Source organism: Streptomyces sp. NPDC036764 (assembly GCF_055609385.1).
On record NZ_JBVJPT010000003.1, the window covers coordinates 580528 to 595001 of the forward strand.

11 protein-coding genes are annotated in these 14474 nt (G+C 68.9%); 2 read left to right on the top strand and 9 right to left on the bottom strand.

Annotated features, from left to right (window positions below; all coding sequences use genetic code 11):
• The first annotated feature begins 255 nt into the window (after positions 1 to 255).
• Complete coding sequence (locus ACZ69Q_RS17640) at positions 256 to 873, top strand: GNAT family N-acetyltransferase (RefSeq protein ID WP_471042339.1); 618 nt, start codon at positions 256 to 258, stop codon at positions 871 to 873.
• Between the two features lie 52 nt (positions 874 to 925).
• On the opposite strand, the gene trxA is transcribed toward ACZ69Q_RS17640, so the two are convergent.
• The 7 genes from trxA to ACZ69Q_RS17675 form a co-directional block, all read right to left on the bottom strand.
• Entirely contained in the window at positions 926 to 1258 is a 333-nt protein-coding gene (trxA, locus tag ACZ69Q_RS17645) for a thioredoxin (protein ID WP_380849767.1), read from the bottom strand.
• Between the two features lie 42 nt (positions 1259 to 1300).
• A complete protein-coding gene (gene trxB, locus ACZ69Q_RS17650) occupies positions 1301 to 2269 on the bottom strand; it encodes a thioredoxin-disulfide reductase (protein ID WP_471042340.1) in 969 nt (322 codons plus the stop codon).
• A 169-nt stretch (positions 2270 to 2438) separates the two neighbouring features.
• Positions 2439 to 3386: an anti-sigma factor family protein gene (locus ACZ69Q_RS17655; RefSeq protein WP_471042343.1), complete on the bottom strand. Its 948-nt coding sequence runs from the start codon at positions 3384 to 3386 to the stop codon at positions 2439 to 2441.
• A complete protein-coding gene (gene sigM / locus ACZ69Q_RS17660; RefSeq protein WP_471042346.1) occupies positions 3383 to 4123 on the bottom strand; it encodes an RNA polymerase sigma factor SigM in 741 nt (246 codons plus the stop codon). The genes ACZ69Q_RS17655 and sigM overlap by 4 nt, the downstream gene beginning before the upstream one ends.
• A gap of 32 nt (positions 4124 to 4155) precedes the next feature.
• Entirely contained in the window at positions 4156 to 5871 is a 1716-nt protein-coding gene (locus tag ACZ69Q_RS17665; RefSeq protein ID WP_471042348.1) for a protein kinase family protein, read from the bottom strand.
• A 136-nt stretch (positions 5872 to 6007) separates the two neighbouring features.
• A complete protein-coding gene (gene murJ, locus ACZ69Q_RS17670) occupies positions 6008 to 8239 on the bottom strand; it encodes a murein biosynthesis integral membrane protein MurJ (protein WP_471042350.1) in 2232 nt (743 codons plus the stop codon).
• A gap of 45 nt (positions 8240 to 8284) precedes the next feature.
• Positions 8285 to 10690 (bottom strand): DUF6049 family protein, encoded by a 2406-nt coding sequence (locus ACZ69Q_RS17675; protein WP_471042352.1) that lies wholly within the window; start codon positions 10688 to 10690, stop codon positions 8285 to 8287.
• A 277-nt stretch (positions 10691 to 10967) separates the two neighbouring features.
• On the opposite strand from ACZ69Q_RS17675, the gene ACZ69Q_RS17680 reads away from it, so the two are divergent.
• Positions 10968 to 12410 carry a CCA tRNA nucleotidyltransferase gene (locus ACZ69Q_RS17680; RefSeq protein ID WP_471042355.1) on the top strand — a complete coding sequence of 481 codons (1443 nt, stop codon included), beginning with the start codon at positions 10968 to 10970 and terminating at the stop codon, positions 12408 to 12410.
• Between the two features lie 105 nt (positions 12411 to 12515).
• On the opposite strand, the gene ACZ69Q_RS17685 is transcribed toward ACZ69Q_RS17680, so the two are convergent.
• Both ACZ69Q_RS17685 and ACZ69Q_RS17690 read right to left on the bottom strand, forming a co-directional pair.
• Positions 12516 to 13091, bottom strand: a complete 576-nt coding sequence (locus ACZ69Q_RS17685; RefSeq protein WP_471042357.1) for an LppU/SCO3897 family protein — start codon at positions 13089 to 13091, stop codon at positions 12516 to 12518.
• Between the two features lie 31 nt (positions 13092 to 13122).
• Positions 13123 to 14400 carry an MFS transporter gene (locus ACZ69Q_RS17690; RefSeq protein ID WP_471042360.1) on the bottom strand — a complete coding sequence of 426 codons (1278 nt, stop codon included), beginning with the start codon at positions 14398 to 14400 and terminating at the stop codon, positions 13123 to 13125.
• Positions 14401 to 14474 lie beyond the last annotated feature (74 nt).

Sequence of the window (14474 nt, forward strand, 5' to 3'; positions counted from 1 at the left end):
CACGGCCCGCACTTTGCTTTCTGGCGGTATCGATGGAATCGCATCGTGGATACGATGCGATCGGGTATGGCGCATCCACCTGGCAGACCTCTTAGGGGAGGCGGGGTCCATGCGAACGGTGAGCCGCACCGGACTGGTGAGCGCGGGTCTTGGGCTGGGCGCGGTCGGCGGATTCGTCGGCAGTCTGCTCAGGGAACGAAGCGCCCTGACAGCCGCTCGCGATGCCGCGGGCGAAGGAAGCGAGGATCAGCCTTCATGGGGCGTCGGCTCGTACCGCTCACGCTGGACAACCTTCCGGACCTTCCCAAGCGCTGCCGCTCGTGTGTCTTCTGGGAGTTGGACCCGGTCAGCGGTGAGGCAGCGGTAAAGGCCGGCACTTCCGTGCTGGAGAAGGAAGCCTGGATCTCCGCCGTCCTGTTGGACTGGGGCTCCTGTGGGCGAGTGGTCTACGTCGATGAAGTGCCGGTCGGCTTCGTGCTGTACGCGCCTCCGGCCTACGTTCCTCGCGCGACCGCGTTTCCCACGAGCCCTGTCTCACCGGACGCGGTGCAGTTGATGACCGCGTTCATCATGCCGGGCTATCAGGGGCAGGGGCTGGGCAGAGTGATGGTCCAGACGGTCGCCAAGGACCTCCTGCGTCGAGGCTTCAAAGCGATCGAGGCCTTCGGGGACGCTCGGTGGAACGAGCCGGCGTGTGTTCTGCCCGCAGACCATCTTCTGGCCGTGGGCTTCAAGACGGTTCGCCCCCACCCTGCCTTCCCACGTCTGCGGCTGGAGCTGCGGACGACGCTGTCCTGGAAGGAAGACGTGGAGATGGCGATCGACCGGCTTCTGGGCGCGGTGCAGAAGGAACCGGTGCTGAGGCCCCTCTAAAGCAAATGGGCCAACCCCAGGGGGTTGGCCCATTCGTGTTTCACGTGAAACATCACTCGGCGATGAAGTCCTCAAGGTCGCGGAGGATCGCAGCCTTCGGCTTCGCACCGACGATGGTCTTGGCGACCTCGCCGTTGTGGTAGACGTTCAGCGTCGGGATGGACATGACGCCGTACTTGGCGGCCGTACCCGGGTTCTCGTCGATGTTGAGCTTGACGATCTCGATCTTGTCACCGTGCTCGGCGGCGATCGCCTCAAGGGACGGCGCAATCTGACGGCACGGACCGCACCAGGCGGCCCAGAAGTCCACCAGGACGGGCTTGTCGCTCTTGAGGACGTCCTGGTCGAAGGAGTCGTCGGTCACGTTCTTCAGGGTGCCGGCCACGGCGGGCTCCTTAACTGGTTGGTGCGTGGGGCGGATGGGGGGTCAGACAGAGGTCTTCTCGGGCTCGGCCTTCTCCTCGTCCGCGAGGGCGGCGAGGAAACGCTCGGCGTCGAGGGCGGCGGAGCAGCCGGTGCCGGCCGCGGTGATCGCCTGGCGGTAGGTGTGGTCGACCACATCGCCGGCGCCGAAGACGCCCGTGAGGTTGGTGCGGGTCGAGGGGGCGCTGACCTTGAGGTAGCCCTCGTCGTCCAGCTCGAGCTGGCCCTTGAACAGCTCGGTGCGCGGGTCGTGGCCGATCGCGATGAACAGGCCGGTGACCGCCAGGTCCGAGAGCTCGCCGGTCTTGATGTTGCGGAGCTTCAGGCCGGAGAGCTTCTGCTCGCCCTGGACCTCGGCGACCTCGCTGTCCCAGACGAACTTGATCTTCGGGTCGGCGAAGGCACGCTCCTGCATCGCCTTCGAGGCACGCAGGGTGTCCCGGCGGTGGACGATCGTCACGGACTTGGCGAAGCGCGAGAGGAAGGTCGCCTCCTCCATCGCGGTGTCGCCGCCACCGATCACGGCGATGTCCTGGTCCTTGAAGAAGAAGCCGTCACAGGTGGCACACCACGAGACGCCGCGACCGGAGAGGGCGTCCTCGTTCGGCAGGCCGAGCTTGCGGTGCTGCGAGCCCGTGGCGACGATGACGGCCTTCGCACGGTGGACCGTACCCGCGGTGTCGGTGACGGTCTTGATCTCACCGCTCAGGTCGACGTTGACGATGTCGTCCGGGACGAGCTCGGCTCCGAAGCGCTCAGCCTGGGAGCGCATGTTGTCCATGAGCTCCGGGCCCATGATGCCGTCCTGGAAGCCCGGGAAGTTCTCCACGTCGGTCGTGTTCATGAGCGCACCACCGGCGGTGACGGCGCCCTCGAACACCAGCGGCTTCAGCGACGCGCGCGCGGTGTAGAGCGCCGCCGTGTAGCCGGCGGGCCCGGAGCCGATGATGATCACGTTTCGGACGTCGCTCACGGCTTGATTCCTCGTCTCTGGAATACGTCGTCGGACCGGTGGGAGCCCGTTCAGAACTCTCACCCCACCCAACGGATCCTAAGGGGCGTGCATTCCCGCTGTGTCCGGGCACACGGTGACGCCTCACCGTAGGAGTTGCCACGCTGGATGAAGACGAACCGCCGGACTCTCAGGAACGTGCGTAGGACTCCGTCAGGAGAACCTTGGCACTGGTGGTCGACGGGTGTGTCACACAGCTCGCGTCGACGAGATAGGCGGTGACCTTGCTGGCGTCAGAGGCATCGGTGAGCACGACGAGCAGAACGTCCTTGCCCTGGAAATGACCTTCCTTGGCGGCGAGTGCCGCGTCATCGCGACCGATGCCCTTCTGGATGCATTCGGGCACGTTGATCTTGCGCAGGATGTGCGGGCTCTTGGTGTCGCGTTCGCCGGCCACGCCCATGCTCTTCTCCGGAGGGAGGGACTTGCCGACGGTGCTCTCGCTCTTGGCGAGGAGATCGTCGACCTGACGCTCGAGCGTCGCTGCGGAGAAGGTGTCGGCGCTGGTTTGCCCGCCTTCGGCCGAGGGACCGGATCCCCCGCCACCCATCAGTGAGGTCAGCAGTACGGAGCCGAGGCCCAGAGCGGCGGCCGTGAACGCGGCACTCAGGATGGCGACCTTGCGGCGCCCCGTCCTCTTGCGGTCCTTGCGGCCGGGGCCCGTGCTGGAGGAGCGCGCGTGGCCTGCCGGACGGCCCGCGCCTGTCGATGTTTCACGTGAAACATGCGCGCCGCCGTCCACCGTGGACATGCCGCCCTCGGCAGGGGAGACCGCAAGGGTCCCGCCGGCATGCCTGGGTGCTCCGGTGTCATGGGGCGCCGTCGCGTTCAGCAGAGCCTCCGCGGCGAGCGCGGCGTCGATGCGTTCAGCGACATCGGAGGGCATCCGTACCGGGCCGGGCAGCGTGCCGAGCAGTCCCCGGATCTCCTCCAAGGAGGCGTGGACGTCCGCGCAGAGCTCGCACTCGTCCAGATGCCGACGTAGATCGGCGGTCTTGGACGGGGGGAGGAGGCCCTCGGTGAGGTCGGAGATCTCGGCGACGTCCGGGTGTCCGGTCGTGTCTGTCGTGGATGTCACGCTCGCCCACCTCCGCCCTTCACTGCGGCTGAATCACTCGGCCCTGTATCGCGCGGATCCGTGGCTTGTGGCTCCCTGGCATTCGCACCCGCTGCCGGTGGGACGGATGTCCCCTGCGTCCGGTTCCGCCTCTCACCGGGATCCTTGCCGCCACCGGCCCTTTCCGGCCGTAGATGGGCAAGGAGCGGCAGAAGTCTGGCTCTGCCCCGCGCACACCGACTCTTGACGGTGCCGGTCGGGACATCGAGAACCCGGGCGGCCTCGGCGACGGGGTAGCCCTGCATGTCCACCAGGACGAGGGCCGCGCGCTGGTCGGGCGGCAGCGTGCCGAGTGCCTCCAGCAACTGGCGGTTGAGATCGTTGCGCTCCGCGGGCGCCGAGGCGGACTCGTGCGGCTCCAGGAGCTGTTCCAGGCGCTCGGTGTCGTCGACCGGGGAGGTCTTCCGGGAGGCCGCCTTGCGGGCGCGGTCCAGACAGGCGTTCACCGTGATGCGGTGCAGCCACGTTGTGACGGCCGACTGGCCCCTGAAGGTGTGGGCGGCCCGATAGGCGGACACGAGGGCGTCCTGGACGGCGTCAGCGGCCTCCTCGCGGTCGCCCAGTGTCCGCAGCGCCACGGCCCAGAGGCGGTCGCGGTGACGCCGCACGATCTCCCCGAAGGCGTCGGGGTCGCCCTCCACATGCAGGGCGAGGAGGTCCTGATCGCTTGTGTCACCGTATGCGCTGCCATCCGCCATCGGACCCCCCTCCCCTCGTCTGCGGTGAGCTGTCAGCCGGTGAACTTCACGTCGGTGATGGCCTGCTTGTAGCCGGCACTGCTGTAGCCGTCCGAGGGTGCGTTCGGGACGGCCGTGATCCACAACAGCACGTACTGCGCCTTTACCGACTTCGACGCCTTCACGGTGAGAGAGGTGCCGTCCGTCGTGGCGGTTCCGATCTGCTCCATCCCGTCGACCCCTGTCGTGGGGGACAACGAGTCGGTGGCATACAGGGAGACCGTAGTGCGGGCGCCTGCGTACCGGAGCCCTATCGACGCAGCGGAGATCTTCTCGGACGAGCCGAGTTCATAGACGATGCCCACTCCCGGCTTGTAGGGCGCGAGCGTCGGGCCGGCGTTGTAGCGCTTCGTGCGCCAGTAGGTCGAGCTGTCGCCGTCGTACGTGTTGCCGACGTCGCCCGGCGCCTGGGCGTCGCCGCTCGCGACGTACTCCTGGGCGCCCGCAACCTTGATCGGCTTGCCCGGCTTGTTGTTGTCGTTGCCCTTGTCGTTGTCGTCCGTCGTCTGCGTCTGGTTGGAGTCCTCGGACTTGCCGCCCCGGTCCATGAGCGCGTCCGCCAACTGCCAGCTACCGAGGCCCAGGGCTGCGATCAGGAGGGCCGAGACGGCCCACTTCAACGCTTTGCCGGTGCGGCTCTGAAGCGGGGGCGGCGGGGTGGGCACCGGCTGCGTGACGCCGGGACGCGCTTGGCGGCCGTATGTGCCCTGCTGGTACGTCGTGCGCTGATAGTCCGGCGGGGCCGTGAACGAGGGCTCCGGCGGGCGGATGCGGGGCATCTCACCGATCGCCTTCACCAGTTCCTCCGGCGTGGTGCACGCGGACTCGTGGCGGGAGGCGGTCGCGCCGTCGTTGGCCAGCGCGCGCATGGCGAGTTCGGACAGCCCACGGTGGACACCGGCACGCACCTGGTCGGGTGCGATCAGACCGACGTCCTTCGGCAGCCCGGACAGGCCGTAGGCGTCGCTCTCGTACGGCCAGCGCTGGGTGAGCGCCGCGTACAGCAGGGCGCCGACGGCCTCTGTGTCGGTGCGCTGCGGGGTGTCGGAGCTGATGCCCCGCAGCGCAGCGTTCACGGCGAGGCCTCGGATGCGCCACTGCCCGGAGGAGGTGCGCAGCACGGCGTTCGGGTTGAGCCGCAGATGGGCCAGACCCTCGCGGTGGGCGGCGGCCATCGCCGCGGACACCTGGGTGACCATCTGGTAGGTGTCGTACACCTCCAGCGGGCCGGACGCGAGAAGGGTCGTCAGTTCCGTGGCGTCGGGGAGCCATTCGTGAACGACGTAGACGAGGTCGTTCTCGTCCACGGCGTCGAGCACCTGGACGAAGCGCGGGTCGCCGAGCAACGCGGAGGAGCGGGCCGCGGCCAGAACGGAACGCGCCCGTGCGTGGTCCGCGGGCAGGATGTGTACGCCGACGGCGCGACGGAGTTTCTCGTCGACCGCACGCCAGCTACTGAAACCGTCCAGACGGGTGACGCACTCCTCGAGGCGGTAGCGTCTGGCGAGTTTGTGGCCGCTGTGCAGTTCGGGCGGTGAGGCCTTCCCGGGACTCTCGGTCCCGCCACTCCCCTGTGCCTCGTCGATGTCCGTGTCCCGCTCCCGATTCTTGGCCACCCCGTCGGCCGTGGACTGGTCCGCTTGTGCGGTCAGCGGCTCGTCGCCGCTGTTGTCTGCCACGTCGACGGCAGCCGTGCTCCGTTCTGCCACCGTCGTTCCTGCCTCCCCATCCATTGCGCGCCGTTGGACCCCGAGCGCGCCGTCCGACGCCGAAACCAATTGTGCCCACAGTCCGCCGCTATGCACGACACACGGTGGCGGACGATGGTTGTGCGCGTACCCCGGTTCAGCGACCCAGACGCCCGCGAACCATGCCGACCAGTGAGTTGAGCTCGTCGATCCGCATCCTGCGCGCGGCGACGAAGAAGGTGGCCAGCAGTACCGCTCCACCGGCCAGCAGGGCGGCGAAGGAGCCCAGGGCGCCCTGGCCGAGCGTCTGGGTGACTCCGTAGCAGGCCGCACCGCTCAGCAGTGCCGCGGGCACCGAGGCGATGCAGAGTCTGGCGTACGTCCGCATCACCCGGGTGCCGTCGAGGTCGCCGCCGAGCCGCTTGCGCAGCCGGCTCCAGGCGACACCGACACCGATCGCGTAGGCCAGGCCGTACGAAGCGGCCATGCCGACCACGGCCCAGCGGGCCGGCAGCACGAGGTAGCAGAGCACCGATGCCCCCGCGTTGCCCGCGGCCACGATGACCGTGTTGTAGAAGGGGGTGCGGGTGTCCTCGTAGGCGTAGAAGGCGCGCAGCACGACGTACTGCACCGAGTAGGGGATCAGGCCGAGGCCGAAGGCCATCAGCATGTAGCCCATGTTGGTCGCCTCGCTCGTGCCCGAGGAGCCGAACATCAGCGTGCACATCGGGATGCCGAGCGCCACGAAGCCGAAGGCGAGCGGCACGATCGCCACGGCTGTCGTGCGCAGACCCTGGGAGATGTCGTCGCGTACGGCGCCGGGGTCGTCCTCGGCGGCCGAACGCGAGATGCGCGGCAGCAGGGCGGCCATCAGGGACACGGTGATGATGGCCTGCGGCAGGCCCCAGATCAGTTGGGCGTTGGCGTAGGCGGCGAAGCCGGTGCCGTCGACGTCGGAGGCGATTCCGGCGGCCGTGGAAAGCTGGGTGACCACGAGCGCGCCCGCCTGGTTGGCCAGGACGAACAGGATGGTCCACTTGGCGAGCACGGCGGCCTTGCCGAGGCCGTGGCCCCGCCAGTCGAAGCGCAGCCGCAGCCGGAAGCCGGTCTCGCGCAGATACGGGATCATCGCCAGGGCCTGGACGACCAGACCGAGCAGGACACCGATGCCGAGAAGCTGCTGGCCCTCCGCCGGGATGTTCGTGACCGCCATGCCGGAGTGCTCGGCGGTGCCGTACACCCACAGGAACATGCCGAGCGTCACGATGATGACGATGTTGTTCAGGACCGGGGTCCACATCATCGCGCCGAACCGGCCGCGCGCGTTGAGGATCTGGCCCATCACCACGTGGACGCCCATGAAGAAGATCGAGGGCAGGAAGTAGCGGGTGAAGGTGACCGCGACGTCGTTGGCGGCGGGATCGTTGGCGACCTTGGTGGACAGCGCGCTGACGAGCAGCGGCGCGGCGTACATCGCGAGCGCGGTCAGGGCGGCGAGCGCCACCATCACCAGCGTCAGCAGACGGTTCGCGTAGGCCTCGCCGCCGTCCTCGTCGTCCTTCATGGCACGCACGAGCTGCGGCACGAAGACGGAGTTGAGGCCGCCGCCGACGGTCAGGATGTAGATCATCGTCGGCAACTGGTAGGCGACCTGGAACGAGTCGCCGAGCAGGCCGAGGCCCAGTGCCGAGACGATCAGCATCGACCGGACGAACCCGGTGAGCCGGGAGACCATCGTCCCGGCCGCCATCACGGCGCTCGACTTCAGCAGACCGCCGGCCCGGCCGCCCTTCTTCCCGGTGGGGGCGGGGGCAGGGGCGGGCGCCGGCGGGGCCGTCTCGGCCTGTGCGGGCGGCGTAGGGCCTGCGGCGGGCGCGGGGGAAGGTCCCGGGACCGTGGGCTGTGCCTGGTACTGCGGGTGGCCGCCCTGCTGCTGGTCGCGGAAGAGGTGCGCGAAGGCGTCGTGCTCCTTCTGTTCCCCGGCGGAGTGCGAGACGAGGTCGTCGACGCCCACGTACTGGGTCGTCCGGGGGTCGTCACCGTACGGCAGGTACTGGGTCGGGCCTTCCGGCTCGGGTGCCGGGGTCTGGGCCCACACGTGCGGGTCGGGGGCGTACGGCGACTGGGGCGGCTGGGAGTAGAGGGGCTGCTGTGGCTGGTAGGTGCCCGGCGGGGGCGGCGGGTGCGCGGCACGGTCGTACAGCGCCTCGGCGACCGGGTCCTGGGCGGAGAGCTCCTGGCCCCGGTAGGGGTCCTGGTCGTAGGCGTCCTGGAGGTACATGTCCGCGGGCGGCTGCGGCGGCACCTGGCCGGGCTCGGGCGGCGGGCCCTCGGGGTGCCCCGAGCTGCCCGCGGCCTGGCCGCGGTCACCGTCGTACGGCGCGTTCATGGTTACCCCACCTCATCGTCCCGGGCCCACCGGCCACGACATCGCTCAACGGTCCACTCTCTCACCCGTGCCGGACGGGTCGGCGCTTTCCGCTGCGGTGTCCGGGGTCGGGTCACTCGGCTGCTCCGGGGCGTCTTCCCCGTCACCGGAGCGGGACTCCTCCTCGGATACGTCCTCGGGCGTGAGACGGTCCGCGGGGCCTTCCGGGTTCTCCGGATCGTGGTCGTCCGCGCCCGTCTCCCGGGAGCCGTCCTCGTCCGCGTCACGGGCCGCGGCGCGTTTGCGCTGCGTGTACATCCGGAACCCGGCGAGGACCAGCAACAGGAAGCCGCCGCCGATGACCAGCATCACGGTGGCCGTGAACTCGGTCACCCTCACGTTGAAGGTGACGGGCGAACCGTACGCCTGGCCGTCCTCGGTGTATAGCTGGGCGATCACCGTGGCCTGCCCGTTGGCCTGGGCCGAGGTGGGGAACTTCACCGTCTGGCTGTGCCCGCCGGAGACCGAGACGCGCTGCTCGTAGTAGGTCTCGCCGCCGATCTCCAGACGCCTCGGGCTCGTGGAGGTGAGCCGCAGCACCAGGTGCTCCACGCCCTGCACGAGGTTGTTCTGCACGGTCACGGGGATCGTGGCGCTGCGTCCCGAGAGCTTGGTCTCGGACTTCTCGATGAGGGTGACCTGGCCGGCCAGGGAGTTGATGTACGCCTCGACGCCGTTGCGGTAGTCGGCCGCCTCCGCCGAGCGACCGCGCCACGACGTGGACATCTCGCGGTTCATGGCCCGGCCGAAGGGGGTCACCACGCGGGACGGGTCGCTGAGGATGACCTTGAAGTTGTCGAGCTTGTTCTGCGTCGTCGCGATCTGCTCGAAGGCCGCGCGCGGCAGCTCCTGCTTACGCAGCGAGGAGGGGTACCTGGACGTCGACGGCACCTTCGTGGTGGCGCCGGAGTCCGGCTTGGCCGTCGCCGCGGCCGTGAGCTCCTGGGGCTGGGACCAGGAGCCGTTATGGAGCGCCGCCACCGCCGCGGCCATGGCCTGGGCCTGGCTTGCCGACGGCATCCGCTGGGGGGCGACGACGATGCTGCGCTGCTTGTCCGACTGGAGGTTCAGCGCCAGGCTCTGGGCGAGGAACCTCTGCACGGCCAGCGTCGAGTCCGACGCTCTCGTGAGGTTGCCCTGGAAGACCGTCGACATCCGTGCGTCGGTGACCACCGCCGTCGTGCCGCCGCCGATGGGGCGGGCCGCGGAAGGCGTATAGGGCAGACCGCCGGTCTCGACCAGGCTGTCGCTGCGCGCGATCACCTTGTCCGCGCCGGCGGAGGTGGCGACCTTGACGATGGACGGATCGACTGCGCCGTTCACGGGCCAGGCGAAGTCGGTGGTCGGTACCACGTGGAGCACTGATTCGACGGTGTCGGCGGCGACGTCGGTGGCCTCCTTGAGGTGGCTCAGGGAGCCGGTGACGTTCGTGCCGTTGTGTGCCAGGGAGGCCAGGTCGGGGTCGGCGAAGGGAAGGGCGACGACCTCCTTGTCCTGCACCGCCCCCTGGAGCTCGGACAGCCACTGGTTGGCGACCCCCTGGTGGGTGCCCGCCGTGGTCGTGTCGCCCTCGCCCTGGACGCGGTAGCTCTCCGTCATCGCGTCCACGGAGGCCAGCAGGTCGGGGTCGATCACCCAGGTGACGTCGAGTTCCTTGCCGAGCGCCACGAGCTGCTGGAGGCGCCCGCCGGGGGAGATCTCCTTGGCGAGGTCGTCGTCACGGAAGACGGGCGTCTGAGACTCGTCCGATCCCGTCTGCGCCGTCATGTGGGATGTGGAGATGAGCGGCCACAGAACCGTCGTCCGCGTCTTGGTGTCGGCCCCGTCCGGCTGCCACGGCAGGAACGTCCGCTCGATGCCCAGCACCTGGTTCCAGGGCCGCGCGGACGTCTCGCCGGACAGGGAGACGGCGAACTGGTAGACCCCGTCGCCGCCGAGGTCGAGCTTGTCGACCGGCACCGAGATGCTGAAGCTCTGGGAGACCCCCGGGGTGAGCTTCTTGAACTCCTTGACGTATTTCCCGCCGACCGGGGATCCGTCGAGACCCTCCTGATAGTCGGTGCGCCCGGCGACCGTGTCGATGGCGGAGCGGGTGTTCAGGACGCCCCCGAGACGCAGGTCCACCTGCGCGTCGGTGACGGTCTGCTTGCCCTCGTTGGTCACCGTGCCGGACACGGTGAGGGTGTCGTCCTCACCGGGCACGGCCGGGGTGAGCGAGTCCACAGCGACGGCGACGGTATTCGAGCCGGAGGCGGCCTTCAGGGAGTCCTGCGCGGCGTGCGAGGGCGCCGCGGCAGGTAGCTGGAGCAGGCCGGCCAGCAGTGGCGCCCCGGCGAACAGTGCTCCGGTGCGCCGCAACCAGCGGCGGGCAGGTGAGGGAGTCATCCCCTGGAAGTCTGCCGCCTCGGCCACGCGCTCGCCCGTCCCTCGTCGTCGTCAGTGGTCGTCGGAATGTGCGTCCACGCATGGTAACGATGCGCGCTGAGGGGAAGTGCCGCGGACCGCCCCACAAGATCGGCCCGGGGTGTCGGCCCGTCCCCTATGTGCGTTTATAAAGGGAGGGCCGTCACCAAGTCGTAAAGGTGGTGACGGCAGCCGCTGGGCCGCATCGGTGTAGGCGTCTGTGCGCGCCGCGTGCACGTTTAATGGAGGCGCCCGGGCCCGCCGGGGCCACGTACCCTCTTCTGTTGTGCCGAACGCCAACGAAGACAAGTCCAGTGTCCTGAGTCAGGTGCAGCACCGCGCGGTGAGTGAGCTGCTGCGGGTCGCGCCTGTCGCCGACGACCTCGCCCGCCGTTTCAAGGACGCCGGGTTCTCACTCGCCCTGGTCGGCGGATCGGTCCGCGACGCGCTCCTCGGTCGGCTCGGCAACGATCTGGACTTCACGACCGAAGCCCGTCCCCAGGACGTGCTGAAGATCGTGCGTCCCTGGGCGGACTCGGTGTGGGAGGTCGGGATCGCCTTCGGCACGGTCGGTGCCCAGAAGGACGGCTATCAGATCGAGGTGACGACCTACCGCTCGGAGGCGTACGACCGAACTTCACGCAAGCCCGAGGTGTCCTACGGCGACTCGATCGAGGAGGACCTCGTCCGGCGTGACTTCACCGTCAACGCGATGGCGGTCGCACTGCCGGAGAAGGAGTTCGTCGACCCGCACGGCGGACTGGAGGACCTGGCGGCGCGTGTGCTGCGGACTCCGGGTACACCGGAGGCGTCCTTCTCCGACGACCCGCTGCGCATGATGCGTGCGGCGCGCTTCGCGGCCCAGCTCGACTTCGAGGTGGCTCCCGAGGTGGTGACGGCCATGAAGGAGATGGCCGAGCGGATCGAGATCGTCTCGGCGGAGCGGGTTCGGGATGAGCTGAACAAGCTGATCCTCTCCGCCCACCCGCGCAAGGGTCTGACGCTGCTCGTCGACACCGGGCTCGCCGAGCATGTGCTGCCCGAGCTGCCGGCGCTGCGGCTGGAGAGCGACGAGCATCACCGTCACAAGGACGTCTACGAGCACTCGCTGATCGTCCTGGAGCAGGCGATGGCACTGGAGGAGAACGGTCCCGACCTGACCCTCCGGCTGGCCGCCCTGCTGCACGACATCGGCAAGCCGCGGACGCGTCGCTTCGAGAAGGACGGTCGGGTCTCGTTCCACCATCACGAGGTGGTCGGCGCGAAGATGACCAAGAAGCGCATGACGGCGCTCAAGTACTCCAACGAGCTGGTGAAGGACGTCTCACGTCTGGTCGAACTCCACCTGCGCTTCCACGGCTACGGCACCGGGGAATGGACGGACTCCGCCGTCCGCCGCTACGTCCGCGACGGCGGCCCGCTCCTTGACCGCCTGCACAAGCTGACCCGCTCGGACTGCACGACGCGGAACAGGCGGAAAGCAGCGGCGCTGTCTCGCGCGTACGACGGCTTGGAGGAGCGGATCTCCCAGCTTCAGGAGCAGGAGGAACTCGACTCCATCCGCCCCGACCTCGACGGCAACCAGATCATGGAGATCCTCGGCGTCGGACCCGGTCCGGTGATCGGTCGCGCGTACCAGCACATGCTGGAGCTTCGGCTGGAGAACGGCCCGATGGAGCAAGACGCGGCGGTGGCGGCGCTGAAGGAGTGGTGGGCCGAGCAGGGCTGAGCCCTGGAAGTCAGGGTGTGTTTCACGTGAAACACACCCACCGGGATACGCCGAGGGGCGATGTTTCACGTGAAACATCGCCCCTCGCTATGCGGAGAGCTCAGATCAGACGTCCGAGAGGCACAGCACGAAGTTGTCGCCGTCGCCGGTCTGGGCGTAGAAGCTCGTGGCGCCGCTGACCTTGCGGCACTCCGTCTCGGCGGTGAACGAGGTGTAGGTGCCGTCGACCTTCTTGAGGACCTTGGCCTCCGCCTCCGAGGAGGAGCAGTCGACGACCTCCATCTCATCGCTGGAGGACGACGAGGAGGCGGACTTCAGACAGTCGCCCACCTTCGCCTGGTCCGCGTCGTCCAGGCTCGCTATGTAGCCGACGACAATCGCGGTCACGACGCCCACACCGACGAGGATGTTCTTCACCGTCTTGAAGCTGACCTTGCGGCGCGGCTGCTGCGGCGGGACCGGTGCATACGGTGCCCCGCCCTGCGGGAAGCCCGGCTGGCCCGGCTGCTGCGGGTACGGAGCCTGTCCCTGCGGCTGCTGGCCCTGGGCGTACGGGTTCTGACCCTGGGCGAATGGATTGCCCTGCGGCGGCGTTGTCACTTGGGAGTCCCCCCTGGAACATGGGTTCGTGATCGCGAACAATGGCGCGATGTAAGACGGACGTAAGCTACCGGGCCCCACTGACAACTCTGTACTCGGGAGTGGCTCTGTGTCATTGATGTGACACAGCCCGATACTCAAAGCGGGCCATAGCCACCGCAACTGCCGCGTAGATAACGGAGACCGTGACAACCAAAGGGGCCGAACGGCCGTCCGGGGGGAGTATCAGAGCGGCCACTCCGGCCGCTCCGACGAACGCGACGTTGAACAGCACGTCGTAGACGGAGAAGGTCCGGCCTCGGAAGCCGTCCTCGACCGAGGACTGCACGATCGTGTCTGTCGCGATCTTCGCGCCCTGCGTCGTCAGGCCCAGCACGAATGCCGCCACCAGCATGGGAGTTGTGGCGAACGGCAAGCCGAGGGCGGACACCAGAACGGCGGCGGCACCCGCGCACACGGCGATCCAGCGGCCGGGGCCGAGTCGTGCGGCGGCCCAGGGGGTCACCACGGCCGCCGCGAAGAAGCCGGCACCGGAGATGGCCAACGCCAGCCCCAGCAGGGCCAGTCCGTCATCGGCGCTGGAGGAGAAGGCATACCGGCACAGCATCAGCACCATGACGAGCAGGGCGCCGTAGCAGAAGCGCATCAGCGTCATCGTGAACAACGCCCAGGCGGCCTCGCGGCGTGCCGGAGCGGAGAGATGGCGCACGGCCGCAGCCAGGTCGCGCGCGGTGCCGGAGAGAGCCGTCGCGAGACGTGGCTGCACCAACTCGCGATCGGGGCCCAGCAGTTCCGGCGCCATGCGCAGCGAGGCCAGCCCGGCGCACAGATACAGGGCGGCTCCCAGCAGCACGACGGCGGCATCGGAGTCCCACACGACCAGCCGTACGACGAAGGCCAGGCCGGCTCCCGTGGTCGCGGCGAGTGTTCCGGCGGTCGGGGAAAGGGAGTTGGCGATCACGAGCCGCTCTTCGTCGACCACGCGTGGCAGCGCGGCGGACAGGCCGGACAGGACGAAGCGGTTGACGGCGGTGACGCACAGGGCGGAGACGTAGAACAGCCAGTCCGGGACCTCGGTGATGATCAGGGCGGCGGTCGCCGAGGCCAGCAAGGTGCGCAACAGGCTGCCGTACAGCAGGACCTGGCGGCGCCGCCAGCGGTCCAGCAGGACGCCGGAGAACGGGCCCACCAAGGAGTACGGGAGGAGCAGCACCGCCATGGCGGAGGCGATCGCGGTGGGCGAGGTCTGTTTCTCCGGGGAGAAGACGACGTAGGTGGCGAGGGCGGTCTGGTAGACGCCGTCGGCGCCCTGTGAGAGCAGGCGTACGACGAGCAGGCGCCGGAAGTCCCGCAGGCGCAGCAGGACCCGCAGGTCGCGTACGACGGACATGGGGCACAGCCTCACATACGGGAAGGTCCCCGGGCGGTACAACCCGGGGACCCTCGGCAGCTCTGGCAGGAGCG